General features: G+C 63.0%; 27 protein-coding genes, 1 pseudogene and 1 riboswitch. Of the genes and pseudogenes, 11 read left to right on the top strand and 17 right to left on the bottom strand.

The genetic code is table 11. From position 1 onward, the window contains the following. The first annotated feature begins 84 nt into the window (after positions 1-84). The gene (locus F3Y30_RS08800; protein WP_203426071.1) at positions 85-744 is read left to right on the top strand and encodes a glutathione S-transferase family protein; all 660 of its coding nucleotides are present in this window, start codon (positions 85-87) and stop codon (positions 742-744) included. On the opposite strand, the gene F3Y30_RS08795 is transcribed toward F3Y30_RS08800, so the two are convergent. Next, entirely contained in the window at positions 728-1648 is a 921-nt protein-coding gene (locus tag F3Y30_RS08795; RefSeq protein WP_203426070.1) for a LysR substrate-binding domain-containing protein, read from the bottom strand. The two genes, F3Y30_RS08800 and F3Y30_RS08795, sit on opposite strands and share 17 nt — an antisense overlap. Positions 1649-1785: 137 nt before the next feature. On the opposite strand from F3Y30_RS08795, the gene F3Y30_RS08790 reads away from it, so the two are divergent. Continuing rightward, entirely contained in the window at positions 1786-2022 is a 237-nt protein-coding gene (locus F3Y30_RS08790; protein WP_246752918.1) for a hypothetical protein, read from the top strand. Positions 2023-2028: 6 nt separating this feature from the next. On the opposite strand, the gene F3Y30_RS08785 is transcribed toward F3Y30_RS08790, so the two are convergent. Both F3Y30_RS08785 and F3Y30_RS08780 read right to left on the bottom strand, forming a co-directional pair. Beyond that, complete coding sequence (locus F3Y30_RS08785; protein WP_203426069.1) at positions 2029-2649, bottom strand: glutathione S-transferase N-terminal domain-containing protein; 621 nt, start codon at positions 2647-2649, stop codon at positions 2029-2031. Positions 2650-2855: 206 nt separating this feature from the next. Next, positions 2856-3224, bottom strand: a complete 369-nt coding sequence (locus F3Y30_RS08780; protein ID WP_203426068.1) for a DUF4406 domain-containing protein — start codon at positions 3222-3224, stop codon at positions 2856-2858. Between the two features lie 99 nt (positions 3225-3323). Between F3Y30_RS08780 and F3Y30_RS08775 the strand changes: the two genes are divergently transcribed. After that, positions 3324-4079, top strand: a complete 756-nt coding sequence (locus F3Y30_RS08775) for a DeoR/GlpR family DNA-binding transcription regulator (RefSeq protein WP_203426067.1) — start codon at positions 3324-3326, stop codon at positions 4077-4079. Between the two features lie 32 nt (positions 4080-4111). Here F3Y30_RS08775 and F3Y30_RS08770 read toward each other — a convergent pair whose 3' ends face one another. After that, positions 4112-5116 (bottom strand): asparaginase, encoded by a 1005-nt coding sequence (locus F3Y30_RS08770; protein ID WP_203426066.1) that lies wholly within the window; start codon positions 5114-5116, stop codon positions 4112-4114. Between the two features lie 412 nt (positions 5117-5528). On the opposite strand from F3Y30_RS08770, the gene F3Y30_RS08765 reads away from it, so the two are divergent. The 3 genes and pseudogenes from F3Y30_RS08765 (at position 5529) to F3Y30_RS08755 (ending at position 9202) form a co-directional block, all read left to right on the top strand. Then, positions 5529-6491, top strand: coding sequence for a class I SAM-dependent methyltransferase (locus F3Y30_RS08765; RefSeq protein ID WP_203426065.1), 963 nt, complete (start codon positions 5529-5531; stop codon positions 6489-6491). Between the two features lie 171 nt (positions 6492-6662). Next, a pseudogene (locus F3Y30_RS08760) lies at positions 6663-8086 on the top strand (MFS transporter). 123 nt (positions 8087-8209) lie between these two features. Further along, on the top strand, positions 8210-9202 hold the full coding sequence (locus F3Y30_RS08755) for a sensor domain-containing diguanylate cyclase (RefSeq protein WP_203426064.1): 993 nt from the start codon (positions 8210-8212) through the stop codon (positions 9200-9202). Between the two features lie 61 nt (positions 9203-9263). On the opposite strand, the gene F3Y30_RS08750 is transcribed toward F3Y30_RS08755, so the two are convergent. Then, positions 9264-10265, bottom strand: a complete 1002-nt coding sequence (locus F3Y30_RS08750) for an NAD(P)H-quinone oxidoreductase (protein WP_203426063.1) — start codon at positions 10263-10265, stop codon at positions 9264-9266. Between the two features lie 313 nt (positions 10266-10578). Here F3Y30_RS08750 and F3Y30_RS08745 point away from each other — a divergent pair, with 313 nt between their 5' ends. After that, entirely contained in the window at positions 10579-10836 is a 258-nt protein-coding gene (locus F3Y30_RS08745; RefSeq protein WP_203426062.1) for a DUF1344 domain-containing protein, read from the top strand. A 119-nt stretch (positions 10837-10955) separates the two neighbouring features. Here F3Y30_RS08745 and F3Y30_RS08740 read toward each other — a convergent pair whose 3' ends face one another. From F3Y30_RS08740 to F3Y30_RS08725, 4 genes are all read right to left on the bottom strand, one after another. Beyond that, positions 10956-12773, bottom strand: a complete 1818-nt coding sequence (locus F3Y30_RS08740) for a GGDEF domain-containing protein (RefSeq protein ID WP_203426061.1) — start codon at positions 12771-12773, stop codon at positions 10956-10958. 120 nt (positions 12774-12893) lie between these two features. Continuing rightward, on the bottom strand, positions 12894-13331 hold the full coding sequence (locus F3Y30_RS08735; protein WP_203426060.1) for an EamA family transporter: 438 nt from the start codon (positions 13329-13331) through the stop codon (positions 12894-12896). Then, positions 13328-13717 (bottom strand): fluoride efflux transporter CrcB, encoded by a 390-nt coding sequence (gene crcB, locus F3Y30_RS08730; protein WP_203426059.1) that lies wholly within the window; start codon positions 13715-13717, stop codon positions 13328-13330. The genes F3Y30_RS08735 and crcB overlap by 4 nt, the downstream gene beginning before the upstream one ends. 110 nt (positions 13718-13827) lie before the next feature. Beyond that, positions 13828-13891: riboswitch (Fluoride riboswitch) on the bottom strand. A 43-nt stretch (positions 13892-13934) separates the two neighbouring features. After that, positions 13935-14483, bottom strand: coding sequence for an HdeD family acid-resistance protein (locus tag F3Y30_RS08725; protein ID WP_203426058.1), 549 nt, complete (start codon positions 14481-14483; stop codon positions 13935-13937). Between the two features lie 140 nt (positions 14484-14623). On the opposite strand from F3Y30_RS08725, the gene betI reads away from it, so the two are divergent. The 4 genes from betI to betA all read left to right on the top strand — a co-directional run bounded on the left by betI (position 14624) and on the right by betA (position 20064). Next, positions 14624-15277 (top strand): transcriptional regulator BetI, encoded by a 654-nt coding sequence (gene betI / locus F3Y30_RS08720; RefSeq protein ID WP_203426057.1) that lies wholly within the window; start codon positions 14624-14626, stop codon positions 15275-15277. Positions 15278-15321: 44 nt separating this feature from the next. After that, positions 15322-16854 (top strand): choline-sulfatase, encoded by a 1533-nt coding sequence (gene betC / locus F3Y30_RS08715; RefSeq protein ID WP_203426056.1) that lies wholly within the window; start codon positions 15322-15324, stop codon positions 16852-16854. Between the two features lies 1 nt (position 16855). Further along, complete coding sequence (gene betB / locus F3Y30_RS08710) at positions 16856-18319, top strand: betaine-aldehyde dehydrogenase (RefSeq protein WP_203426055.1); 1464 nt, start codon at positions 16856-16858, stop codon at positions 18317-18319. Between the two features lie 92 nt (positions 18320-18411). Beyond that, positions 18412-20064, top strand: coding sequence for a choline dehydrogenase (gene betA / locus F3Y30_RS08705; protein WP_203426054.1), 1653 nt, complete (start codon positions 18412-18414; stop codon positions 20062-20064). A 155-nt stretch (positions 20065-20219) separates the two neighbouring features. Here the strand turns inward: betA and F3Y30_RS08700 are convergent, their stop codons facing one another. From F3Y30_RS08700 to F3Y30_RS26600, 8 genes are all read right to left on the bottom strand, one after another. Then, positions 20220-20690 carry a DUF6644 family protein gene (locus F3Y30_RS08700; RefSeq protein ID WP_203426053.1) on the bottom strand — a complete coding sequence of 157 codons (471 nt, stop codon included), beginning with the start codon at positions 20688-20690 and terminating at the stop codon, positions 20220-20222. A gap of 10 nt (positions 20691-20700) precedes the next feature. Then, entirely contained in the window at positions 20701-21084 is a 384-nt protein-coding gene (locus tag F3Y30_RS08695; RefSeq protein ID WP_203426052.1) for a DUF6152 family protein, read from the bottom strand. A 106-nt stretch (positions 21085-21190) separates the two neighbouring features. Then, on the bottom strand, positions 21191-22222 hold the full coding sequence (locus F3Y30_RS08690) for a sulfate/molybdate ABC transporter ATP-binding protein (RefSeq protein ID WP_203426051.1): 1032 nt from the start codon (positions 22220-22222) through the stop codon (positions 21191-21193). A gap of 14 nt (positions 22223-22236) precedes the next feature. Further along, positions 22237-23109 (bottom strand): sulfate ABC transporter permease subunit CysW, encoded by an 873-nt coding sequence (cysW, locus tag F3Y30_RS08685; protein ID WP_203426050.1) that lies wholly within the window; start codon positions 23107-23109, stop codon positions 22237-22239. Beyond that, the gene (cysT, locus tag F3Y30_RS08680) at positions 23093-23953 is read right to left on the bottom strand and encodes a sulfate ABC transporter permease subunit CysT (RefSeq protein ID WP_203426049.1); all 861 of its coding nucleotides are present in this window, start codon (positions 23951-23953) and stop codon (positions 23093-23095) included. The genes cysW and cysT overlap by 17 nt, the downstream gene beginning before the upstream one ends. Before the next feature lie 4 nt (positions 23954-23957). After that, the gene (locus F3Y30_RS08675; protein ID WP_203426048.1) at positions 23958-24983 is read right to left on the bottom strand and encodes a sulfate ABC transporter substrate-binding protein; all 1026 of its coding nucleotides are present in this window, start codon (positions 24981-24983) and stop codon (positions 23958-23960) included. A 255-nt stretch (positions 24984-25238) separates the two neighbouring features. Then, positions 25239-25694: an Rrf2 family transcriptional regulator gene (locus F3Y30_RS08670; protein WP_203426047.1), complete on the bottom strand. Its 456-nt coding sequence runs from the start codon at positions 25692-25694 to the stop codon at positions 25239-25241. Positions 25695-25861: 167 nt separating this feature from the next. After that, positions 25862-26848, bottom strand: coding sequence for a hypothetical protein (locus tag F3Y30_RS26600; protein WP_203426046.1), 987 nt, complete (start codon positions 26846-26848; stop codon positions 25862-25864). Positions 26849-26947 lie beyond the last annotated feature (99 nt).

Raw genomic sequence — 26947 nt, 5'->3', positions numbered from 1 at the left:
CCCCCCAGATCGAAGATGTGCCGCGTCTGGATTATGCTAGACAGGGCCGCAATACACGGCCGGACCGAAGAGGAGACTGTTCCCATGCTGACGATCTACGGCGTCTATCGCTCGCGCGCCTCGCGCAACTACTGGCTGGCCGGCGAACTCGGCATTCCCTTCGTCTCCGTCCCGGTCATCCAGGCGCGCAGGCTCGCCGATCCGCAGGCTGCGGACGCGCCGCTCAACACCCATTCCGCTGACTTTCTCGAGGTGAACCCGACCGGGCTCATTCCGTGCATCGACGACGGCGGCTTCGTGATGAACGAGTCGCTGGCCATCAACCTCTACCTCGCCCGCAAGCACGGAGGACCGCTCTCCGGCCAGACGCTGACGGAAGAAGCGGAGATCCTGCAGTGGACGATGTGGGGTGCGACGGAGGTCGAACCGCACGCGGTCAAGATCATCCTGCTGCACGACGATAACGCGCAGAATTCGGAAGCAGGCCGGCTGGCGATCCGCGCAGCCAACAAGGCCCTGAAGAAGTGCTTCGCCATTCTTGACGACAGGCTGGCGGCGACCGGCCACGTGGTATCCGACCGCTTCACGGTGGCGGATCTCAACCTCGCGGAGATCTTCCGCTACGCCATGACCCAGACCGAACTCTTCGAATCCGCTCCGAACGTGAAGAAATGGCTGCAGACCTGCCAGGCCCGCCCGGCTTTCAAGACCATGATGGAGACACGGCTCAAGGAGCTGGAATAGACAGAAGGCCGGAGACCTCCCCGAGGTCGTCCTCGATCTCCCGGCGCATCCAGTTCTTGAAGACGGTGACCTTGCGTGGCTCGCGCACGCCGGGCGCAGTAACAAAATAGTAGCCCATCCCGGTCTTCACCCGGATCGGCAGCGGAGTGACGAGCCGGCGCTCTCGAAGCGCCCAGGCCGCAAGCACGGGCCAGGCCAGCAAAACCCCTTGCCCGGCGATTGCCGCATCGAGGCAGAGCGAGGCATCGCTGAAGTGGTGGCGGGTGAGCGGCGGCGGCACGTCGAGGCCGGCGGCGGCAAGCCACCGGTCCCAGGTGAAGGCTTCGTTGTGGTCGATCACCGCCGGGCAGTTCACGAGATCGGCGGGCTCGCGCAGGCGCGCGGCCAATGAGGGAGCGCAGACGGGAAACATCTCCTGCGGCACGAGAAACTCCGCCCGGACATTCGGCCAGGTCCCCGGGCCGACACGGATCGCCAGATCGACGTCCGACGCGCCGAGATCGACGAGTATCGTGGTTGCTTCAATCCTCAGGCTGATTTCCGGATGGAGCGCGGTGAAACGATCGAGCCGGTGAACGAGCCAGCGCGAGGCGAAGATCGGCGCCACCGATATCGTCAGGATCGCGTCGTCACGATAGTGCGCCGCGGCGACGACCTGCGACAGCTGGCGGAAGGCGGCGGAGAGCTGGGGCAGCATCTCGAGCCCGAACTCCGTCGCGACCATGCCCTTCGGCTTCCGCTCGAAGACCGGATGGCCCAGCTGCTCCTCCGCCTTGATCACCTGCTGGCTGACGGCACCGACCGTCACCCCCAGTTCCTCGGCTGCCGCCTGGAGCGAGCCGAGGCGACCGACCGCTTCCACGGCCCGGAGAGCGTTGAGGTGCACGAGGTTCAGGTTCTTCATATAGTTTTTCTACACCACACTATCGGACTTCTCAATTGAAGCAGAAGCGTGCCGGAGCAAGAATAAAAGCCTGACCTTCACAAATCAGAGGGTACACGGCTTTACTCCCGAAGCCGCGAGTGCCCGAGGACGGCCACATGCTCAAGTTTTTCTTCAGACACATGCCGCAGATCCCGGGTCGGCGCGCCGGTCATGCCCTGTCGTCCTCGATCCCTCCCTGGACCAACGACCCGCTCGCCCATCCCGATATCGAGGAGATGGACCTGCGCATGCTCGGCGACCTGCCCTTCGGGCTTTTCAACACGGCCGCATCGTGCGGCGATGAACGGCCCGCACTTCGCGACACTGCCGGAAATGTATGCAGGACAGGCTGACGCCCGTCAGGCGCCCTCGAGCGCCATGGCGCGCTCAACCGCGGGACGGCCGAGCATGCGCTCGCGATGCTCGGCGATCCTCGGGAAGAGCGAGGGCTCCACTCCGTCACCCTTCAGCCAGCCGGCAAACGTGAAGAGATAGGGATCGGCAACGGAGTAGCGTTCCCCCATGACCCAGGGCCCCTGCAGCATCCCCTCCTCGATGAGGCGGAAGCATTCGGTCATGTTCTCGGGAACCTTGGCCTTCATCGTCTCGATGGCGGCCGCGTCGTCGCTCCAGCGCTGGCCGCGCCGCATATGGGCATGCGCGACGTGGACCGTGGAGGCGAGATAGGCATTGAAGGCCTGCATCTCCGCGAAGGCGAAGGCATCCTCGATCGGCGCCAGGCGTCGCTGCGATCCGATATGAGCGATGTAGGCGAGGATGGCAGGCGTTTCCGTTATGATGCCCCTGCCGGTGGCGAGCGCCGGAACCCGTCCCTTTGGGTTGATCTTGAGATAGGCCGGCGACCGCTGCGCCGAGGTGGAGAAATCGACCTTCTCCACCTGGAACGGAGTGCCGCTCTCCTCAAGCGCGATGAGCGAAGCAAGCGCGCACGTGCGCGGAGCATAATAGAGCGTCAGCATGGTCTACCTCCCGAGTCGGCAATTCGTAGGTCGCCGCCTACCGAGGAGACCTGATTTTCGCTGCCATTACAAGCAGGACGAGCGACCTTGCGCACCTCCTCCCTCGAAGGGATGCGCAAGGCTGATGCCGGTGCTGCGCCATACGCGGTAGCTTCGCGGCAGGATCGTCAGTGTCGCGGGAGCGCGACGAAAAGGTCGTGGCCTTTTCAGGCTGCCAGGGTGCCGCAGCCCGGCACGTCTTCCAGGCGATACCAGACGGGAATTCCGCGCTCGGTCGCGATCCTCACATCATTGTCTGCGCCCTTCGAACTGCCGGGCAATCGCAGCACACCCTCGCACAACTGCAGCAGGCGGCCCGCGACCGGATGAAAGATTTCCTCGTAGAGATCATCCCCCACCTTGCCGCCGCCGGCCGCATGCCAGACCGGCAAGGCAACCCACTCCCCGATCATGGGCACATGGCCGGCCTTGAAAAGCGCGTAGGACGGCGCCTCGAGCGCCTTCAGATTTTCGGCCATCTTCGCCGGATCGTCGCCGGTGCCCGAGCGGTATGGGCCAGCAATCAAGATCAGCATCGTGTACTCCTTTACATGATATTGCACGAAACTTCTTATATTGTTACACTTCACGATAATTCATGCATTTTCGTGCAACGTCAAGCCATTCGGAACGCCATGCTCACGGAACAGAGAAAAGCCCTGATCACGCAACGCCTTGATCGCGACGGCGAAATCGTCGCCAAGGCACTTGCCTCGGAACTCGGCCTGTCGGAGGACACGATACGGCGAGACCTGAGGGAACTGGCGGCAGAGGGCCGGCTGAAGCGGGTTCACGGCGGCGCGCTTCCCATGAGCCCGGCACTGCCGGACCTGACCGCCCGCCAGACGGTCGCGACCGAGGAGAAGCAGGCGCTGGCGCGCCGCGCGGCGGCGTTGATCGAGCCGCGCCAGGTCGTCTTCCTCGACGGCGGCACGACGACGGCCGAGATCGCGCGCGCCCTGCCGCGCCATTTCATCTTCACCGTGGTGACCCACAGCCCGACGATCGCCTGCGAACTCGAAAGGCACCCGACCGCCGAGGTCGTGCTGATCGGTGGCAAACTCTTCACGCATTCGATGGTCGCGATGGGCGCCGCAGCGCTTGCGGCCATCCGCGCGCTTCGCGCCGATATCTTCTTCATGGGGGTGACGGCCGCGCACACGGCCGAGGGCTTTTCGACCGGCGATATGGAGGAAGCCGCGACCAAGCGCACGATCGCCGAAAATTCGGCCGCGACCTATGTGCTCCTGACCCAGGCGAAGCTGAACGCCGCCTCCCCCTGGAAGATCATGCCGATCACCGCGGCGGACGGCATCATCGTTCCGCCGGGCCTGCCCGCCGGGACGCTCGACCCCTACCGCTCACTCGACATCGAAATCATCGAGGCCTGACCGGACGCCGGCGCCGACCGCCAGATACGTCCTCAGGCAAGCGCCTCGGTAACGCGGATATCGCCGACGTGGATGCCGTTCCAGTTTCGCAAGGGGCGGTTTGCCTGGGCCATCAGCGCCTGGTGCAGGTCGGGCTCGGCTGCGAAGAACCCCGCCAGAACGGCTGCAATCATCGCCTCGGCAGCCCGCGTCGTGCCATCCTCACATTTCAGCGCGATCGCTATGCCCTTCTCCGGAATTGCGGCGCAGAACACGCCCTCGGCACCGGTCTTGGCAAAGATGCGTCCGGGCGCGGTCTGCATGAGCCGGGTGCAGGCACGATGCGAGCCGGCCACGTAGAATGGCTCGGCCATGCAGGCCTCCAGCAGTCGCCTCGAGGCGTTGGCGCGCAAGGGTGCCAGCCCCTCGCCCGTCGCCATCCTGGCAAAACCATGTGCAAGATTTCTCAGCGGAACCGCATAGCTGGGGATCGAGCAACCGTCCGTGCCGCAATTGTCGTGCGCAAGCAGGGAGCCCGTCAGGTTCTCCATCACGCCTCGGATCTCCGCCTGCACGGGGTGATCGTAGCCGACATAGCCGCGCGGATCTGTCCCCGTGTGGCACGCGGTGCAGACGAAACCGGCATGCTTGCCGGAACAGTTGTTGTGAAGCGCCGTCGGCCTGTCGATCGTGCGCGCCTGGCCGATCAGCACCGACTGGTCGAAGGACCAGTGCGATCCGCATTCGAGCGAGGAGACGTCCTTGCCGGCCGCAGCGAGCATGCCTGCGGCAACCGCGATATGCTCCGGTTCGCCACTGTGGGAGGCGCAGGCAAGAGCAAGTTCCCTGTCACCGAACCCGAATGCATCCGCAGTGCCGCTCTCGACCAGCGGAAGGGCCTGCATCGCCTTGCAGGCCGAACGGGGGAAGACAGCGGCATCGACATCGCCGATCGCGCGGACGAGCTTTCCGCTCCCGTCCACCACGGCAACAATGCCGCGATGGCGGCTCTCCACGAGCCGGCCGCGCGTGACCTCCACCAGAACCGGATTCGACATGATTTCGCCCTCGAAGAATCGTGCTGGAGCGGTATTAGCGGAAAGTGCGCCGGAAACCAGCAGAATCGGGGGCTGCCTGCAACACCGGGGGCGACATGCCCATCGCGTGTGCGATCGAAGAAGTCATAGATTGAACACCGCGGAGAGTTGCCCGGAGCGAAAACATCATTGGACAATCCGCCATCCACCCGGCACGCGCCGCGGGCCTCGCCTTTCAGGAACTGCTGCAAATCAAATATACATCAGACACAATACTTGAACGCTGTCGCGCATATACGCTTCAGACACACCTTAAACATGCTGAAAAAGAATAAAACGCCCCCTCATTGTCCGATCAACGATATTGCCAGCCAGAAGCCAAGTTGATATACAATTGACCTATAACTTTCGTTATATTTCAAGGGTCGGTTTCATGCTTGTCACCGTAGATGAATGCCTTCCCGCCCTTCGCTGCCCCCGCACAAAAACCGAACTGCGCAGAATAGACGCGGAAAAGTTATCTAGTGCGCAAGCCGCCGACGGCAATAGCGAAGAATACAGGATCGTCGGCGGCAAGCCGATCCTCATCGATTTTTCCGATTCCGTTCTGTCCGAGGAGGCCGTCTTCAAGACGAGCGCCGAGAGCCCTATCGAGCGCGCCTCCTACGGCGGCGTCAAGGCAGGCATCAAACGGCTGCTGTCGCCGCGCAAGGCCGGCACGCGCGAGAACGTCCGCAGGATGATCGCCGATATAGAAAAGAGGCCGAAGCCCGTGCGACTGCTGGTCGTCGGCGGCGGCAGCGTCGGCCAGGGAATGGAGCCGATCTACGATCACCCCGACATCAAGGTCTACGGCTTCGACGTCTATTCCACGCCGCATGTGCAGTTCATCGCCGATGCACACCACATGCCGCTAGCCGACGATTTCTTCGACGTCGTGATCATCCAGGCCGTGCTCGAGCATGTGCTGCAACCGGCGCAGGTGGTTGCCGAGATCTGGCGCGTGTTGCGGCCGGACGGGCTTGTCTATGCCGAGACACCGTTCATGCAGCAGGTGCACGAGGGGGCGTTCGACTTCACCCGGTTCACGGAGAGCGGTCACCGCTATCTGTTCCGGAACTTCGAGCGGATCTCCTCGGGGGCGAGCGGCGGGCCGGGTATCCAGTTCATGTGGTCGGCAGACTACCTCGCCCGCAGCCTGTTCCGCTCTGTCAAGGCCGGCAAGGTGGCCAAGCTCCTCTTCTTCTGGACGCAGTACCTCGACCGGCTGATCCCCCAGCCCTATGCGCAGGACGGCGCGAGCGGCGTCTATTTCTATGGCCGCAAGGCGCAGGAGCCGATCACGCCGCGCGCGATCATCAGCCACTACCAGGGCGCCCAGCGCGGCAAGCACTGACCTGATCCGCGGGGAAAACCGCCAGCCCCTGGCGTCCGGCCTTGCAGCCGGAGCGGTACGCGCTATGGTTTGGCGTGGCGAAAGAAGCCACCCTCCGGCGACTGCATTCACAGTCACCAACTCCAAGAAATTTCACGCGCCCGGCGACCGCCCGCGCTGAAGGCGCATATCATGACCGGCATCGATACCGTTTCCAAACGCACCCCACCCCGCCTCGTCCGTCTCTTTTCCTGGCAGTACCTCTTCCCCACGCTGATGCTCGGAGGCGGCATTACGCTGCATGCGGTCGAGACCTACATCACGGCCACGCTCTTGCCGTCGATCGTGCGCGACATCGGCGGATTGCCGCTGTTTGCATGGGCGACGACGCTCTACGTCGCCGCATCGGTTCTAGGATCGATCTTCATCGCGGTTCGCCCGGCAAGCATCACGCTCAACCGCTGCTATGTCCTCGGTGCCGGGCTGTTTGCGTTTGGAAGCCTCGTCTGTGCGATCGCGCCGAGCATGGAGATCGTGCTTTTGGGCCGCACCGTGCAGGGGCTCGGCGCAGGCCTGCTCGTCGCGCTCGGCTATTCCTTCATCCGCTACGTCTTTCCGGAAGAGCTGTGGCGGACCGCCTCGACGCTCTATGCAGCCGTATGGGCATGGCGACATTCCTCGGACCGAGCATCGGAGGCATATTCGCCAATGGCAGCCTCTGGCGGGAGGCCTTCCTCATTCTCGTTCCGATCGCTGCCGCGATGTCGCTCGCGGCACCGCGGCTGCTTCCCGCAGGGTCGGAGGAACGGCCGCAGACGCGCGCGCCCTTCCCGCAGATCCTGCTGATAATCGGCGCCGTGCTGGTGGTCTCGTTCGCGGGCTCGGTGGATACGGCGAGGACGGCGATCCTTCTTGCCGCAGTCGCAGCCGCAGCGCTCCTCGTCATGCTCGCCGTGGAAAGGGCGTCGTCCTCCCGCCTTCTGCCATCGGGCACCATGCGGCTCGCCTCCCCGCTCGCGCGGGTCTACCTGATCATGCTGCTGATGCTGGTGGGGCTCGCGTCGGACATCTACATTCCCTTCTTCCTGCAGGAACTGCATGGCGTCACGCCCCTCTTTTCCGGCTATCTCGTGGCGCTTCTCGCCCTCGGCTGGACAGCCTCCGCCTTCCTCACGGCAGGTCTTTCCGGAAAGGCGGCCATCCGGTCGATCGTCGCGGGCACGTTGACCGAGGCAGTTGCGACGGCAGCACTTGCAGCCCTGCTGGCGAGGAACAATCCGGAAGGGGGCTACGGGCTGCTCGCCGCCGTGACGATCTGCATCTTCGCCATGGGGTTTGGCGTGGGCCTCGGCTGGGCGCATCTCGTGACGCTGGTGCTGAAACACGCACCGAAGGGCGAGAACGACAAGGCGTCCGCCGCCATCACCACCATGCAGGCACTCGGCACCGCCTTCGGGGCAGCCCTTGCGGGAGCCATCGTCAACGCCGCGGGGCTGATCGAACCCGGCGGGCTTTCCGGCACCCTCGATGCAGCCTTCTGGCTCTATGCCCTGCTTGCCCTGCCCGGCCTGATTGCCTTTTGCCTCGCGCTCACGCTCAATGCGGGAGAGAATTGACGCGCCGTTAACAGAGATATCCGGTCCCGGTTGTCAAGCTTCTGCGAATAACTCACAGAATGAGGCGATCCACGCGCCTTGTGGCCGCGCGGGTTCGACAACAGACGGCAGGACTCTCTCACCTTGGCGCAACGCGGCGGCAATAGACAAACCGACACCGACGACGGATCGGCGGGGGCAACGACGGTCGCGCCCCTTGCCGACCTGAGGCAGCGATCGATCAACGAGCTGATCGCAATCGGACTCGAGAAATCGCAGGTGGCGTCGGCCTTGTTTTCTCCGGACGACCGCCTTGTCTATGCTTCCGATTCCTTCAAAAGCCTCTTCGACCTTACCACCGAGATCGCCACTTTCGCCGACATAGTCCGGCATTGCTTCCGCTCAGGTACGGGACCGGTCGTGACGGCCCCACTCGATGACTGGCTTGCGATGGCCGGGGCCAAGCGCCGCAGCGCAGTCCATCGCAGCTTCGAGATCGATACCTGCGACGGGCGCTGGTTCCTCGTCAACGAAACGGTGGTGGGCGACGGATGGCTGTGGAGCGTGTTTTCGGACATCTCCATGCTGAAATCCAACGAGCGCACGCTGAAGCTCGCCCACGCCGCCGCCGAGATCGCGGCGCAGACTGACCCGTTGACCGGACTGTTCAACCGCCGGCATGCGATGACGAATCTCGAGGCGACGGTGGCCGCCCACCGCGAATCAGCCATGCCGCTCTGCCTGATGCTGATCGACCTCGACCACTTCAAGGACATCAACGACCGCTTCGGACATGCGCGCGGCGACGCGGTGCTGTGTCATTTCGCGGCAACCGCGCGATGCCATCTTCGGGCGCAGGACCTGCTTGCGCGCATCGGTGGCGAGGAATTCATGCTTATCATGAGGGGTACCCGGCTCGGCCAGGCCCACAGCACCGCCGAGCGCCTGCGCGCTCACCTCGCAGAAAGTGCGGTAATCGACCTCGACTGCCGCTACACCATGTCTGCGGGCATTGCCGAATATGGCGGCGAGACCGCGGGCCAGTTCTTCGACAGGGCCGACCGCGCGCTCTACCGTGCGAAGAACGGCGGCAGGGACCGGGTGGAGGAAGCGCCCGAAATCCAGGGCCTTCTCTAGGCCGCGTCGGTTTCACGCCTCTCTCTCACCGGTGCCGGTGGCCATCCCCGGGAGACAGACTTCAATCCATGGCAAGGACGATCTTGCCGATGTGTTGCCCGTGCTCGATCATCCGATGGGCGGCGGCGGCCTCCGCGAGCGGGAAGACCGCGTGAATGACGGGAGCAAGGCGACCCTCGTCGAGAAGCGGCCAGACGTCGGTGAGCAGTGCATCCCGGATGTCCCGCTTTTCCGCGGCCGTGCGCGGACGCAGGGTCGAGCCCGTGACCCTCAGGCGCTTCAGCATGATCGGTGCAAGGCTCACCTTCTCGACAAAGGTCCCGCCGAGAAAGGCGATGATGGAAAGCCGCCCATCGCGCGCCAGCGACTGCAGGTTCCGGTCGAAATAGGCAGCCCCGATCATGTCGAGAATGACGTCCACGCCCTTCTTGCCGGTCTCTTCCGCGATGACCGCCGCAAAGTCCTCGTTGCGGTAGTTGATCGCGCGCTGAGCCCCGAGATCGAGGCAGGCCTGGCATTTCGCATCCGACCCGGCGGTCGCATAGACCCTGGCGCCGAAGGCGGTCGCGAGCTGGATCGCCGTCGTGCCGATGCCGCTGGTGCCTCCGTGTATGAGGACGCTTTCGCCCGGCTGAAGGCCTGCCATCATGAAGACGTTCGCCCAGACAGTGAAGAAGGTCTCGGGCAGCGCCGCCGCCTTCACGGCATCGTAGCCCTTGGGAAACGGCAGGGTCTGGCCTGCCGGAACGACACAGTATTCTGCATAGCCACCGCCATTGGCGAGCGCGCAGACCTTGTCGCCGATATTCCAGGCAGTCACGCCTTCGCCGATTTCGACGACTTCACCTGCGACCTCCAGGCCAAGAATGGGACTGGCATCGGGCGGCGGCGGGTAGTCCCCCTTGCGCTGGAGAACATCGGGGCGGTTGACGCCGGCAGCTTCCACTCGCACGAGAATCTCGCCGGCGCGCGGCTGCGGTATCGTGGTGCGGCCGACAGACATCGCCTCCGGCCCCCCAAACGCGCTGAGTTCGACGAACGACATGGAACTGGGCAAAGCCATCGCAACCTCCTTCACTGCCGGCGGTTAAACTGCCGAGGCATGCTTTTGTTTCACACTACTCCAACACACTCCGCCGTACAGCCGGACAAATCTTCGCGATCGGTGCAACCCATCCGAATTTTGCCGCAAACCACAGATTTTCCGACATTTTTCGGACAGCCAGAATTAAGTTTTGTTCATTTGAACCGCATCTTGCCCGGCCCTATCCTTCATCGCGAAGCCGGGGAACGCCGGCGGCCTTGAGGGGCTGCGACACGACGTATTCCGGACGGCTTCGAAGGCGCCCCATGCGGGTCAGTCGAGGACATCCAAGATGCGTGTTCCGTTCTCATGTGTAGCAATCGTCGCCGTTCTTGCCGCTCCGGCCTTCGCGCTGGCAGCGCAGACGACGACTGGCATCGTGAAATCCTACAGCCCGAAGGCGATGACGCTCACGCTTGCAGACGGCGTTACCTACCAGCTGCCGAAGAACTTCAAGAACCCCGGACTGAAGGCCGGCGAGAAGGTGAACGTGGCCTATGAAATGATGGGCAAGAAGCACGAAGCAACGATGGTCAAGATACTGAAATAAACTGGAGATCGGCCGCGTGCGTAGGTGTAGGCGCGGCGATGACCGAAGGGGGCAGGTGCCCGAACGACTCCTGCCCCCGGAGGCTCCGGCTTTAAAATTCCCAATGCAATTCCAGGTTTTCAGCCGTTCCCTGCCCCGTCGTTCCCGTCGGAACGGATGGAGCGCAACACGAAGCCATCCAGACTCGATTTCGCGTTCCCCTTCAACGCCGCAATCCCCGTACTGATCTGGCTCGCATCGGCGATGACGTCGCCTTCCGGCACCATCAGAACCGCCGCCGAGCAGCGCATGAGCGCGAAGGACCGCGCTTCGCCGTTGCGGTCATGGCCGCGGATCGCACCGGCAAGCAGGTCTTCGGGCACATACAGGTGGCGTACCTCGCGCCCGAAATCGCCAAGTATGAGCTGGATGAGGGCCTGCACGTCGCGGGCGTCGCGCCCCGATATGCCGGCGAAGAAGTCGTCGCCGCCCAGGTGGCCGATGAAGACATCCTCGCCGACCAGGTGACGCCTCAAAAGAGAGGCGAAGAGCGATATGGCCTGATCGCCCTTCTGGAAGCCGTAGTGATCGTTGAACGGCTTGAAGTTATCGAAGTCGAAGTAGCAGAAGCAGCGTAGCTGATCGCCGTCGAGCGCCCGGTCCTGCAGGAAATCGCGGATGGAGCGGTTGCCCGGCAGACCGGTCAGCGGATTCTGGTCCTCGGCCGCCTTGAGCTGCTTCTCGTTGATGATCTTCAGGAGCGAGGAGGCCGAGAGGATGCCGGCGTAGCGCATGTTCTCCGTCAGGATGACGCACTCGTTTCCGCCCATGCCGGCGAAGATGCTGAGCAGCTGTTCGGCGGGGGTATCGAGATCGGCGATCGGCGCCATAGTCACGAAATGCGAGAGGCTCTTCTGGTAGATCTTGTTCTTCAGGAGATCGCGCCCGAACGGATGATAGCTCAGCTCCTTCACGTGATACTCGTGCAGGATGCCGCGCGGCTCGTCATTGGCGTTCAGCACGGGGAAGAAGGTCCGCGTCGGGTCTCGACGGAAAAGCTCGAAGACGGACTCCAGGCTGTCGCTCTCGCGCACGCTCGGGAGCTGCTCGATCTGGCGCCGGATGAGGACACTGTCGAAGGAACGGGAGTTGCGCCGCCCCCTGCCCGCGCGTTCCACCTGCGGATAGACGGACTGGAGTGCGGAGAAATCCGTGACCGGACGCGAGACGAACCAGCCTTGCACGAGATCGCAGCCGGCGTTGCGGCAGGCAACGAACTCCGCCTCGTTTTCCACGCCCTCGGCGATCACGCGTATGCCGAGCACATGGGCCGCATTGATCGTGTTCCTGACCAGATGACGCTTGCGCGCATCGGCATCGATGCGGGAGATGAAATGGCGGTCGATCTTGAGATAGTCGACCGGATGGTCGCACAGCAGCTTCAACCCGTTGTGGCCGACGCCGAAGTCGTCGATCGCAAGTTTGAAACCCTCGAGCCGGAGCCGTCGCATCAGCTCGGTGAACTCGGGAACGACATCGTTCTGGAAACGCTCGGATATCTCGAAGCAGATGGATGATGCGGGGATCCCGGCACGCTTCAGGTGGGAGGTCAGGCGCTCGACGACATCTCCCCCGACACCGACGAGGCGCGAGTCGAGATTGATGAACAGTGTACGGGACGCAAAGTCCGGCAACGCGGCGAAGGCGGCGAGTGCGCGACTGTTGATCATGTGTTCGACAGCAAGCAGCTGGCCAGCCTCGTGAGCCCGGTCGAGAAGATCGAGCGGCGAGCGGAAGCCCAGGCGATCGAAGCCGCGCATCAGGGACTCGAAGCCGAAGACCGCGCCGGTCGCCGCTTCCACGATCGGCTGGAACGCCGTCTGGACCACAAGCTTGGCGAGTGTGACTATCTCGTCGTCCGCATAGCGGCGCAACGCGAGCATTTCAGCGGCAGACATGCAGGAACTCCCGTCTACAATTTTTGCGGGACTCTTCCGGCTGAAGCCTGAATTTTTCCTTTCCCCAGTGTGACAGTTTAATGAAACTTCAACGACTGCAGGGAGTTGGCGACAACAGAGTCAGATGCGCAAGGTCAGGAGAACGGCACCTGCGGCGATCATCGACACCGCCAGCCAATGGGTGGGGGAAAGCCTCTCGCCTAGGAAAAGCACGGCGAAAATGGCGACGAGAACGACGCTGAGCTTGTCGAGCGGCGCAACCTGCGCGGCATTCCCGAGCTTCAGTGCCCGGAAATAGCAGAACCAGGAAGCCCCCGTCGCAAGACCCGAGAGAACCAGGAAGATCCAGCTTCTCGGCGAAACCGCCGACGGCGACTGCCAGCTCTGCGTCACGGTCACGATGCATGCGAGGAGCAGGAGAATGACCACGGTGCGCACGAAGGTGGCGAAATCGGCGTTGGTGTCTCCTATGCCGGCCTTCGCGAGAATGGCGGTGAGCGCCGCGAAGACGGCGGAACCGAGCGCCCAGAACTGCCAGGTCGAGAGCAGGCTTTTCACGATATCTGTCCTCCGACGAGGCTGCGCGCCAGCGCCATGCCGGCCGCCACGCCCACGAGCGTCAGGACCACGCTGGCCCCGACATAGAACGCCGCCTGCCCGATTGCACCGCGGTCCCACAGGAGCGCCGCATCGAGCGAAAAGGCCGAGAATGTGGTGAAGCCGCCGAGGACGCCGGTGGTCAGGAAGAGCCGGGCTTCATAGGGAAGATGGCTGCGAAAGGCGAAGATCCCGGCGATGATGCCCATCAGGAAGCAGCCGAGGACGTTGATGGCAAGCGTTGCAACCGGAAAGCTGGTTCCAAACAGCCGGGCGGCGACTACGTTGACCCCGTGACGTCCCGCGCCGCCGATGCCGGCTCCGAGAAAGACGATCAGATAATTCATGGGCTGCCCTTCTGTTCGTTTCGAGTGACCGGGCAACAAAAAACCGCCTTTCGGCGGTTGGCGGAGCAAGCATTGCTCCGGACACACTCCCGCCGAAAGCGACTGACGTCGCCCTGACAGGAGCTATCAGCCGGTAGCCGGCGGTTGTCGGGGAGCTCCATCCCCATCCCACGCCGAGCGTTCTAACCCGAAGCGGGCAAATGTGTCAAACATCCGCTCAGCTCTTGGCCATGATCCCGAAGGCGATCATCGACCATCCCTGCATCAGCAGATCGAAGGCGAGGAAGAGGCCGAGGACCCACAGGCTGTTCACCGGCCATCCGGCCATGATGATCAGGCCGGCCAGCCCGCTGACGATGCCGCTGGCGACGATCCAGCCCCATCCCCTCAACTCCCGCGAGCGGATGCCGATCCAGATCCTGAAGATGCCCGATACCAGCAGCGCGGCGGCCATCAGCAGCGTGAGAACGGCGGAGGTGAGGATGGGATTGACGAAGGCGAGGATGCCCGCGGCGAGATAGAGCAGGCCGCTCAGCGCCCAGTAGGCCATGTCGCTCCAGCCCTTCACCTGGAAGGCGTGCACGAGATGGATGATCGCTCCGACGATCATCAACATGCCCACGACGTAGACCGATGCGACGGTGGCCACGAGCAGGTTTCCGAGGGCAATGATGCCGAAGACGAGAAGAAGGATCCCGAGGGCCACGAACCAGCCCCACTTGGCCCGAATCTCCGACACCCTAAACGTATTCACAGTCTCTGACATGAGAACAGCTCCTGTTGAACGCGGCCCATATTACAATAGTCCCCTGTTTTCCCAAGAGAAATTTTGAACCCGCTTCCATCTGATTTTTATTGATTGATCGATCAATTAAAAATACTCTGCCGACCTTCAAGGAGTGATCGATGCCGAAAGTCGGAATGGAACCGGTGCGACGCAAGGCGCTTGTGGACGCGACGCTGAGAGCGATCGGCGACCACGGCTCGCTTGCCGTCACGATGTCGGAAATCGCCCGCCACGCCGGCGTGTCTGCGGCTCTCGCGCATCACTATTTCGGCTCCAAGGAGCAACTCCTGATAGAAACAATTCGCAGCCTTCTCAGACAGTTGCGTGCGCATGCCGTCGCCGCGCTGAAGGCCGCGCCCTCCCCGAGAGAAAGATTGTCCGCGATCATCCGTGTGAGTTTTCAGGCCGACCAGTTCGCCCCCGACACCATCGCCGCCTGGCTCGCCTTCTATACCGAGGCGCAACGCTCGGAGGACGTCCGCCGCCTTCTTGTCATCTATGCGCGGCGGTTGCATTCCAATCTGCTGGCGAGCCTGAGGGAACTCTGCTCGGCCGACGACGCAGCCCGTATCGCCGAGGGCGCGGCCGCGATGATCGACGGGCTCTACATCCGCCAGAGCCTGAAGTCCGCTCCCATCAGCATCGATGCATCGATCGAACTGACGGAAGACTATCTTTCCGCGCAGTTGCGTCATTCCGCAGGCGGCCCGGCTGGCGCAGGATCATCGCCCCGCGCCGCATTGCAGCGACCTCGCGGACCGGCAAGCCGCTAGACTGCCCCTTTCAACCGCATGCCCGTATCCAGAGGACCCGAACCTTGAGTGCCAGAACGCCGAACATCCTGATCATCATGGTCGACCAGCTGAACGGGACACTGTTTCCGGATGGCCCGGCAACGTTCCTGCACGCGCCGCACCTCAAGGCGCTGGCGAAGCGTTCGGCACGGTTCCGCAACAACTACACATCCTCGCCGCTCTGCGCGCCGGCGCGCGCCTCCCTGATGGCGGGGCAACTGCCGAGCCGCACCCAGGTCTACGACAATGCCGCCGAATACATTTCCTCGATCCCGACCTATGCGCACCACCTGCGCCGCGCCGGGTACTACACGGCGCTGTCCGGCAAAATGCATTTCGTCGGCCCGGACCAGCTCCACGGTTTCGAGGAACGGCTGACGACGGACATCTACCCGGCCGATTTCGGCTGGACCCCCGACTACCGCAAGCCCGGCGAGCGGATCGACTGGTGGTATCACAATCTCGGCTCGGTCACCGGCGCCGGCGTCGCCGAGATCACCAACCAGATGGAATATGACGACGAGGTCGCCTTCCTCGCCAACCAGAAGCTCTACCAGCTTTCGCGAGAGAACGACGACCAGGCCCGCCGCCCCTGGTGCCTGACGGTTTCCTTCACCCATCCGCACGACCCCTACGTGGCGCGCCGCAAGTTCTGGGATCTCTACGAGAACTGCGAGCACCTGCTTCCCGAGGTCGGCCCGCTCGAAAAGCAGGATCCACATTCCGAGCGCATCATTCACTCCTGCGACTACAAGAACTTCGACGTCACGCGAAACGACGTGCGCCGCTCGCGCCGCGCCTATTTCGCCAACATCTCCTATATCGACGAGAAGGTCGGCGAACTGATCGACACGCTGACGCGCACGCGGATGCTGGACGACACGTTCATCCTGTTCTGCTCCGACCATGGCGACATGCTGGGCGAGCGGGGCCTCTGGTTCAAGATGAACTTCTTCGAGGGCTCGGCGCGCGTGCCCCTGATGATCGCCGGTCCCGACATTGCGGGCGGCCTCCACCTCTCTCCGGTCTCGAACCTCGACATCACCCCTACCCTGTGCGACCTCGCCGGCATTTCGATGGAGGAGGTCATGCACTGGACCGACGGGGAGAGCCTGCTGCCTTTGATGAACGGCGGCGAACGGACCTCTCCGGTGCTGATGGAATATGCGGCGGAAGGCTCCTACGCCCCGCTCGTCGCCATTCGCGAGGGCAAGTGGAAATATATCCACTGCGCACTCGACCCGGACCAGCTCTATGACCTCGAGGCCGATCCGCGGGAGCTCAACAACCTCGCCGACAATCCAGACAATCCCGTCGTCCGTGCGACGCTCGACGCTTTCCGCGCCATGCGGGAAGCGCGCTGGGACATGGAGGCGTTCGACGCGGCGGTGCGCGAAAGCCAGGCGCGACGCTGGGTCGTCTACGAGGCGCTGCGCAATGGCTCCTACTATCCCTGGGATCACCAGCCGCTGCAGAAGGCATCCGAGCGCTACATGCGCAACCACATGAACCTCGACAATCTCGAGGAATCCAAACGCTACCCGCGGGGAGAATGAGATGAGAGCCCAACCCAAAGCCTCGCACTTCATCGACGGCGAATATGTCGAGGATGCCGGGGGTACGCCCTTCGAAAGCCTCTATCCGGCAACGGGCGAAGTCATAGCCCGGCTGCATGCAGCAACGCCCACAATCGTCGAGAAGGCGATCGCGGCGGCCAAGCGCGCGCAACCGGAATGGGCAGCGATGAGCCCGACGGCGCGCGGACGCATCCTCAAGCGGGCGGCCGAGATCATGCGCGAGCGCAACCGCGAGCTTTCGGAACTCGAGACGCTCGACACCGGCAAGCCGATCCAGGAAACGATCGTCGCCGATCCGACCTCCGGCGCCGACAGTTTCGAGTTCTTCGGCGGCATCGCGGCCGCCGGCCTCAATGGCGACTACATCCCGCTCGGACAGGATTTTGCCTTTACGAAGCGAGTGCCGCTCGGGGTCTGCGTCGGCATAGGCGCCTGGAACTACCCCCAGCAGATCGCCTGCTGGAAGGGCGCGCCGGCGCTGATCTGTGGCAACGCCATGGTGTTCAAGCCCTCGGAAAACACCCCGCTCGGCGCACTGAAGATTGCGGAAATCCTGATCGAGGCGGGCCTGCCGAAGGGGCTCTACAACGTCATCCAGGGAGACCGGACGACCGGGCCGCTGCTCGTCAACCATCCCGATGTCGCCAAGGTGTCGCTCACGGGCTCCGTGCCGACAGGCAAGAAGGTGGCGGGAGCTGCAGCCTCCGAGCTGAAGCATGTCACGATGGAACTCGGCGGCAAGTCCCCACTGATCGTCTTCGATGACGCCGACCTCGAAAGCGCCATCGGCGGGGCGATGCTCGGCAACTTCTATTCGACCGGCCAGGTCTGCTCGAACGGTACCCGCGTCTTCGTGCAGAAGGGCATCAAGCAGAAGTTTCTGTCGCGGCTCAAGGAGCGGACGGAGAAGATCGTCATCGGCGAGCCGCTGGACGAGGCGACGCAGCTTGGCCCGATGGTCTCGAAGGCGCAGCGCGACAAGGTCATGGACTATATCGGCAAGGGCAAGGCGGAGGGCGCGACGCTTCTCACCGGCGGCGGCATTCCCAACCACGTCTCCGGCGAAGGCTACTACATCCAGCCGACCGTCTTTTCCGATGTGAAGGACGAGATGACGATCGCCCGCGAGGAAATCTTCGGGCCTGTCATGTGCGTGCTCGATTTCGACCGCGAGGACGAAGTGATCGCCCGCGGCAACGCCACCGAGTTCGGCCTCTCCGGCGGCGTCTTCACCGCCGACATCACCCGCGCCCATCGCGTCGTCGACCAGCTGGAGGCCGGCACGCTCTGGATCAACACCTACAACCTCTGCCCCGTAGAGATCCCCTTCGGCGGCTCCAAGCAGTCCGGCTTCGGCCGCGAGAACTCGCTTGCCGCGCTGGAGCACTATTCGGAGCTGAAGACCGTCTACGTGTCGATGGGCAAGGTCGAGGCGCCGTACTGAGATCTGCCTCCCTCCCCAGGGGGGCATCATAACCAATGCTTCCTCCCTTCCCCCAGGGAGAGACAAACCTGGACGACAGAAAGCAATCCACCATGCAGCAGGCAGACTTCATCATCGTCGGATCGGGTTCGGCAGGCTCCGCACTGGCCTATCGCCTTTCGGAGGACGGCAAGAATACCGTGATGGTCCTGGAATATGGCGGTTCCGACATCGGGCCGTTCATCCAGATGCCTGCGGCGCTTGCCTGGCCGATGAGCATGAAGCGCTACAACTGGGGCTATCTTTCCGAACCCGAGCCGAACCTCAACAACCGGCGCATCACCGCCCCGCGAGGCAAGGTGATCGGCGGCTCGTCGTCGATCAACGGGCTCGTCTACGTGCGCGGGCATGCGGAGGACTTCAACCGCTGGGAAGCGCTCGGCGCTCAAGGCTGGGCCTATGCGGACGTGCTGCCCTATTTCAAGCGCATGGAGAACAGCCATGGCGGCGAGGATGGCTGGCGCGGCACAGACGGCCCGCTGCATGTCCAGCGCGGCCCGGTGAAGAACCCGCTGTTTCACGCCTTCATCCAGGCCGGCAAGCAGGCCGGTTTCGAGCTGACGGAGGACTACAACGGCTCCAAGCAGGAAGGCTTCGGCCTGATGGAGCAGACCGTCTGGCAGGGGCGCCGCTGGTCGGCCGCCAACGCCTATCTCAGGCCGGCGCTGAAGCGGCCGAACATTGAACTCGTGCGCTGCTTCGCCCGCAAGGTCGTTATAGAGAACGGACGGGCGATCGGCGTCGAGATCGAACGCGACGGCCGGATCGAGGTCGTCAAGGCGAACCGCGAGGTGATCGTCTCGGCTTCGTCGTTCAACTCGCCGAAGCTTCTGATGCTGTCCGGGATCGGGCCCGGCGCCCATCTTTCCGACATGGGCATCGAGGTGAAGGTGGACCGGCCGGGCGTGGGCGCCAACCTGCAGGACCATATGGAGTTCTATTTCCAGCAGGTCTCGACCAAGCCGGTGTCGCTCTATTCATGGCTGCCCTGGTTCTGGCAGGGCGTCGTCGGCGCACGCTGGCTGGTCTCCAAGAGTGGCCTCGGCGCGTCGAACCAGTTCGAGGCCTGCGCCTTCCTGCGTTCCGCACCGGGTCTCAGACAGCCGGACATCCAGTACCACTTCCTCCCCGTCGCAATCAGCTATGACGGAAAGGCTGCGGCCAACACCCACGGGTTCCAGGTCCATGTCGGCTACAACCTTTCGAAGTCGCGCGGCAACGTCACGCTACGCTCCGCGGACGTGAAGGCCGATCCGGTGATCCGCTTCAACTACATGAGCCATCCGGAGGACTGGGAGAAGTTCCGCCACTGTGTCCGGCTCACGCGCGAAATCTTCGGGCAGAAGGCCTTCGACCAGTATCGCGGGCCGGAGATCCAGCCGGGCGAAGGCGTGCAGACCGACGACCAGATCGACGCCTTCCTGCGCGAGCATCTCGAAAGCGCCTATCACCCCTGCGGCACGTGCCGGATGGGAGCCAAGGACGATCCGATGGCGGTCGTCGATCCGGAGACGCGCGTCATCGGCGTCGACGGCCTGCGGGTCGCGGACTCCTCGATCTTCCCGCATGTGACCTACGGCAACCTCAACGCACCCTCGATCATGACCGGCGAAAAGGCGGCGGACCACATTCTGGGGAAACAGCCGCTCCCCCGCAGCAATCAGGAGCCCTGGACCAATCCGCGCTGGGAGACGAGCGACCGGTAGAGCATGTCTCCCGCAAGCAATCACCGGAGCCGGTGCGAAGGCATGCGTGAAGGCAAGGTGCTCAGCGCGGATGGATTATACGGAGGATCGCGACGCGTTCCGGGATATCGCCTGGTGTCATAGGCCTCGCAGCGACATAGGTGCGGGAGACGGGTTCAGAGAAAGCCGATCCAGCGGCCTGCCACCACGGTGCCGATCCAGACCACCAGTGACAGGAACGCCTGCACGCGCAGGCGCGCGGATGCATAGCCGCTCGCGATTGCCTGCCGCCACCGGCCGTTCAGCCGCGTGGCGAGGGCGTTGGCTATGCCGAAAGCCAGCAACGACAGCTTGACGAGAAAGGCCGGATTGGCCGCGTACTCCGCCGGCTTGACGGAGAAGAGGCAAAGGCCGGTCACGATCGCCAGCGCAAGGCCCGTCGCAGCGACACGCGACAGGAATGGTCCGACGACCTCGAGCGGAGCTGAGCGGATGAGGCCGATCATCTTCAGGTCCAGCGGCAGGATCGCCCCGACAAGCAGGCCGATCGATAGGATATGAGCGGCATTCACGAACAGGTAGAGCGTGCCGGATGCCCTCAGGGCGGCCGCAAGCGGCGAGGCAGAGAGCCATGCCAGAACGTCCATGCTCGCTCCGTCAGTTCATCCGGATCCGCTCGGGATAGATGTCGAAGACCTTGCCGGCGACGGTGATGCGGACCGCCTTCATGCGCTTCTCGTTCTTGTCGAGCGACCGGTTTCCGAGAACGACGATTTCGTCGCCCGGCTTGGCCGACCCTTCGACGAAGCCGGAGCGCGCGGTCTGTCGCGGATTGCCGAGCTCGACGCGCCAGAGGCCATCGGAGGCGGTCTCCACTTCGAGGCGCGGATGGGGCGGCGAAATCTCCACGGAGCGGATAATTCCGGTAAGCTCGGTCTGCTCCTCCTCGGCCCAGGACCAGCCGTGGTGGGCAAACGCAGTGCCGGCGACAAGAACGCCCGCAAGGGCAGCGGCACAGGTCGTCGTCAGGATGCGGGCCATGTCTGGTTCCTTTCCTCTCGCTCACAACGAGAGGACAGGATACACGGCCTCAGCGTCCGCTCCGTTCAAGAATGCTTGAAGACGCCTTGATCCCGAAACCGGACGCTTACGAGAACACTTTCCAGCGCGTCGGGCGGAAGCGGATCTCGGAGCCCGGCTGGGAGTTGGCCTCCAGCGGGACCTCGATCTCGACGTGGTGGGACTCGCCCCCCTTGTCTATATCGAGATCCGCGATACGGGTCCCGGCCAGCCGGCGGCTGGTCGAGACCACGCCACAGAGTGCCGGTCCCTCGGAAGCGAGAACCACGTCCTGCGGGCGAAAGAACAGGGTCGCCGCACCCTCGCCCTGCGCGGGAATGCCGATGTCCTGGCCGCGGAACTTCAGCATGCCGCCGGAAATGGTCACCGGAAGGCTGGCACTGTCGCCGATGAACGAAAAGACGAAGGGCGAGTTCGGACGGTCGTAGACATCGTCGGAGGAGCCGACCTGCTCGATCGCCCCCTGGCTCATCACCACCACGCGGTCGGCGAGCTCCAGCGCCTCTTCCTGGTCGTGGGTCACGAACACGGTCGTATGGCCGGTCCGGTCGTGGAATTCCCTGAGCCAGCGGCGAAGCTCCTTTCGAACCTTTGCGTCGAGCGCACCGAAGGGTTCGTCGAGGAGCAGCACCTTGGGCTCGATCGCCATGGCACGAGCAAGGGCCACACGCTGGCGCTGGCCGCCGGAGAGCTGGTTCGGATAGCGCTTTTCGAGGCCGCCTAGCTGCACCATCTCAAGGAGTTCGGACACGCGCTTGCGGATCTCGGTCTTCGGCGGGCGCTGGGCATGGGGTCGGACACGCAGGCCGAAGCCGATGTTGTCGGCAACCGTCATGTGGCGGAAAAGTGCATAGTGCTGGAACACGAAGCCGACGTGCCGCTCCTGCACCGTCTTGAACGACGCATCCTCGTCGCCGAAGAAAATCTCCCCGGAGGTCGGCTGCTCCAGGCCGGCGATCAGCCGCAGCAGCGTCGTCTTGCCGGAACCCGACGGCCCGAGCAGCGCGATCAGCTCGCCCGAACGGATCGACAGCGAGACGTCGTGCAAGGCCGGATACCGGTCGAATTCCTTGCGTATGTGGGAAACCCTGACTTCCATATATGAGATGCCTTTCAGTGTTTGCGGCCAGCGGCGATTTCCGCGCCAAACCGCAATTCGAGGACCGTCTTCAGCGCAAGCGTAACCAGTGCAAGCAAGGCAAGCAGGGATGCGACCGAGAAGGCGGCGACCATGTTGTACTCGTTGTAGAGAATCTCGACATGCAGCGGCATGGTGTTGGTCAGACCGCGAATGTGGCCGGACACCACCGAAACGGCCCCGAACTCACCCATGGCACGGGCGTTGCAGAGCAGGACGCCGTAGAGAAGCCCCCACTTAATATTGGGAAGCGTCACGAACCAGAACGTCTGCAAGCCGCTGGCGCCGAGAGAAAGCGCGGCCTCCTCGTCCCCCGTGCCCTGGTCCTCCATCAGTGGAATGAGCTCGCGCGCGACGAAGGGGAAGGTGACGAAGACCGTTGCCAGCACAATGCCGGGAACGGCAAAGAGGATCTCGATGCCATAGCTCTTGAGCCAGGGACCAAGCGTTCCCCCCATGCCGAAGAGCAGGACATAGACAAGTCCCGAAATGACCGGCGAGACGGAGAACGGCAGGTCGATCAGCGTCGTCAGGAATGACTTGCCCTTGAACTCGAACTTGGCGATCGCCCATGCCGCGCTGATGCCGAAGATGAGGTTCAGCGGAACGGCGATCGCGGCGACAAGCAGCGTCAGGCGAATGGCCGCAACCGCATCGGGTTCCAGGAGCGCGGCGATAAACTCGCCAGCGCCCTTTCGAAACGCCTCGACGAACACCGCCAGCAACGGCAGCAGCAGAAAAAGGCCTAGGAAGAGAAGCACGATCACCATGATCGTGCCGCGGGCGAATGCGGTCTCCGTCGTGGGTGACGATGGCCGCTTGGTTCGTGCATTACGCGCCATGACCATACCTCCGCCGGCTCCACGCCTGTATGAGATTGATCAGAAGAAGCATGACGAAGGCAAGTGCAAGCATGATCGTGGCAATGGCTGTCGCGGCCGCATAGTTGAATTCCTCCAAGCGGATCACGATCAGCAGCGGCGCAATCTCCGAGACATAGGGGATATTGCCCGCGATGAAGATGACGGAGCCGTACTCGCCGACGCCACGAGCGAAAGCCAGGGCGAAGCCGGTGAGGATCGCCGGGGCGAGCCCGGGAAGGAGAACCCTGCTCACCGTCTGGAACCGCGTGGCTCCGAGAGTGGCGGCGGCTTCCTCCACCTCCTTGTCGATTTCTTCCATGACCGGCTGCACCGTCCTGACCACGAAGGGCAGCCCCACGAAGACCAGGGCGACGACGATGCCGACGGGATTGAAGGCGACCTTGATGCCGACAAGCGCCAGAATGCTGCCCACCCAGCCGTTCGGTGCATAGAGCGCGGCAAGCGAGATGCCGGCAACCGCCGTCGGCAGCGCAAAGGGCAGATCGACAACGGCGTCAAGCAGGCGCCGGCCCGGAAATTCGTAGCGCACCACGACCCAGGCGACGAGCACGCCGAACACGACGTTGATCAGCGCGGCGAGGAAGGCCGTGCCGAAACTGACCTCGAGCGCCTTGATGGTGCGCGGATCGGTCAGGATCGCCATGAACTCACTTGCTGAAAGGGAAGCGGACCTCCAGACAAGGCCCGAAAGAGGAATGAGAATGATAAGCGTCAGGTAGGCGAGCGAAAAGCCAAGCGTCAATCCAAAGCCTGGAATGACACTTGGCCTCTTGATCCGCCACCCTGCAAAAGCAGAAGTGGATGTCAAATTATCAGTTCCCCGGCTTGTAGATCTGATCGAAGATCCCACCGTCGCCGAAATGCTCCGGCTGTGCCTTGGCCCATCCGCCGAAAATCGGATCGTCGATCGTGACCAGCTTAATATCGGGAAGCTGCTTGAGCAACTCCGACTTTACAAGCTCAGGCTTGGACGGGCGGTAGAAGTGCTTTGCAGCGATATTCTGCCCTTCCTCGGAATAGAGATACTGCAGGTAGGCTTCCGCAACCTTCCGGGTACCCTTGGCGTCGACATTGCCGTCAACAACCGCAACCGGCGGCTCCGCGAGGATCGAGATCGGCGGAACGATGATGTCGAAGGAATCCTTGCCGAATTCCTCGCCGGCCAGATAGGCCTCGTTCTCCCATGCGAGAAGCACGTCGCCGATCTGGCGCTGCGCGAAGGTTACCGTCGAGCCGCGAGCGCCGGTATCGAGAACAGGCGCGCGCTTGTAGAGCTCGGAAATGTAAGCCTTGATCTTATCCTGATCGCCGCCGAACTCCTGGTTGGCCCAGGCCCAGGCTGCGAGGTAGTTCCAGCGGGCGCCGCCTGATGTCTTGGGGTTCGGGGTGACGATCTGCACGTCGCCCTTCACCAGATCGCCCCAGTTCTGGATGCCCTTCGGGTTGCCCTTGCGGACCAGGAAGACGATCGTGGAGGTGTAAGGCGAGGAGTTGTTCGGCAGACGGGCCCGCCAATCCTTGGCGATCTTGCCCGTCTTGTCGGCGATCGCGTTGATGTCGCTTTCGAGAGCAAGCGTCACGACGTCGGCCTCCAGGCCGTCGATGACGGAGCGGGCCTGCTTGCCGGAACCGCCGTGCGACTGCTGAATCGTCACGTCTTCGCCGGTCTCCTTCTTCCAGTGCGCAGCGAAGGCCTGGTTATAGTCCTTGTAGAGTTCGCGTGTTGGATCATAGGACACGTTAAGAAGGGCGGTCTGCGCCCAGGCTCCCGTGAGCCCGCTAAACGTCAGGCCAATACTCAGGGCCGCTACGCTTAAGCTTCTGGAAAACATCGACATTTTTGTCACTCCCCTGTTCTCAGTGGCTTAACTCTATCGACTTACTAGGGTTAGTCAACAATCAAAGAGGTGAACGCAAAAGTCATTCCGCGAGCCGGATTGTAGCGCAAATTGGTTCTGGAAATAGCCCGCCCGGGCAAAATGGAGCGTTTTCGAATCCGGCGCCGGGTGAGGATTCTGTTTCAGCGCCGGAGGGTGGAAAGTGGCAGCCGGGGCGGCAAATCGGAGCGCCGGAGACGGGCTTTCGGCCGTTACTCAGGCTTCGTTTGCCGCCAGCAGCCGGGCCGTATCGGCATCCTCCCGGGCTATCGCATCGGCGATTGTCGTACCGAAGAGCACGGCGCGGGTTGCGTCGGCGACGCGCGAAAAGACGTGGCGGATCTCGCATGCCTCCTCTCCGTCGCAATCGTCACAACGGCGATAGGCGGTTATGGAAAGACACGGCAGCGGCGCGACCGGCCCGTCGATCATCCTGAGGATCTCGCCGAAGGTGATGCCTGCCGCCGGCCGCAGAAGCAGATAGCCGCCCTGCTTCCCTCTCCGGCTCGTCACGATGCCGTGGTGCTTCATGTCGAGCAGGATCTGCTCGAGAAACTTCTTGGGAATATTCTGCTGCTCGGCGATGTCACCGATCAGCATCGGTTCTGCCGGGTTCGCACGCGCAAGCGCCGCAAGCGCGCGCAGCGCATATTTCGCCTTTTGTGAGATCATCGCATGCCAACGCTTCCGCGGCCGCCACGACGAGGCGCCGCCCTTTGTTCGGCTTTAGAGCAATCTCGCCGCGGATACAAACGAAGAAGGCAGGAAAACCTCTCCTGCGAACTGAAACGGCCGGGCTGATGAAGCCCGGCCGATACCGCCCTGAAAGGCCGGATGCCTCAGACGAAAAGGAAATCGTTCTTGTGCAGGTCGTCGTAGTCGACGCCCTTCAGCGTGATGGTGGCACTGCCGTATTCGATCTCAACGCCGGAGCGCGTATCCGTCGCATGGTCGAGAACGGCCGAGAAGTTCTTCAGCACGGACTTGTCGAGCCAGATCACGTCGGTCTTTGCCGAACCGGCATCGAAGTCGTAGATCGTGTCGTTGCCGCTGTTCTTGGCGAAGACGAAGATATCCGACCCGCTGCCGCCATAGAGCTTGTCGTTACCGGCGCCGCCAGTCAGCTTGTCGTTGCCGGCGCCGCCGTAGAGCGTGTCGTTGCCGCTGCCGCCATCGAGCACGTCGTTGCCGCTGTCACCGTAGAGGTAGTCATTGCCGCTGCCGCCGTAGACCTTGTCGTTGCCGCTGCCGCCATAGACCTTGTCGTTGCCGCTGTCGCCCGAGACCGTGTCATTGCCTGCCCCGCCCTTCAGCAAGTCGTTTCCGGACCCGCCGTAGATCTTGTCCGCCTTGGAGTAGCCGGTGAACGTATCCGATCCGGTGCTGCCGGTGAAATTGATGCTGTTGGCCTTCAGGACCTTGACCAGGCTGGTCGTCGAAGCGTCCCTCAGGTCACTGAGGATCTCGCCGCCAAGCGCGGTCTTGGTGATGTTGAGGCCGGAGATCTCCAGGTCGAGCGTACCGGTAAACTTCGTTGCGCTGTTCAGCTTGATGGAATTGGCGAAGGTAACCGAGTTCAGCGATCCTTTGACCGTGTGGGTGATGATGTCGTAGTCCCACTCGCTCTTGCCGGACGTGAGGAAGACGCCGTAGCCCTTGGCGTTGGTGGCCGCATACTGCGAGCCTGACATCGCCATCGGATCGGTGCTGTTGAAAGAACCGTAGCCGGAGGGCACGAATGTCTTCTCGTAGTTCGCCAGATAGGACGTGAAGTTGATTCCCTTGCCGTCCTTGTTGGCGTCATAGGCCTTGATCGTGATGGCCATCGTTAAGTCCTTCCCAAAAACTTGAATATAATCTTCAACTATAAAACGTGAGTTGCAGTGTCAAGTTTTGACAAGGGGTGAAAGCCGGTAAAATTCGCG

This window comes from Sinorhizobium sp. BG8 (assembly GCF_016864555.1).
Lineage (GTDB): Bacteria > Pseudomonadota > Alphaproteobacteria > Rhizobiales > Rhizobiaceae > BG8.
The sequence above is the reverse complement of the archived record's forward strand: the minus strand, read 5'-3'. Positions and strand labels throughout refer to the sequence as shown.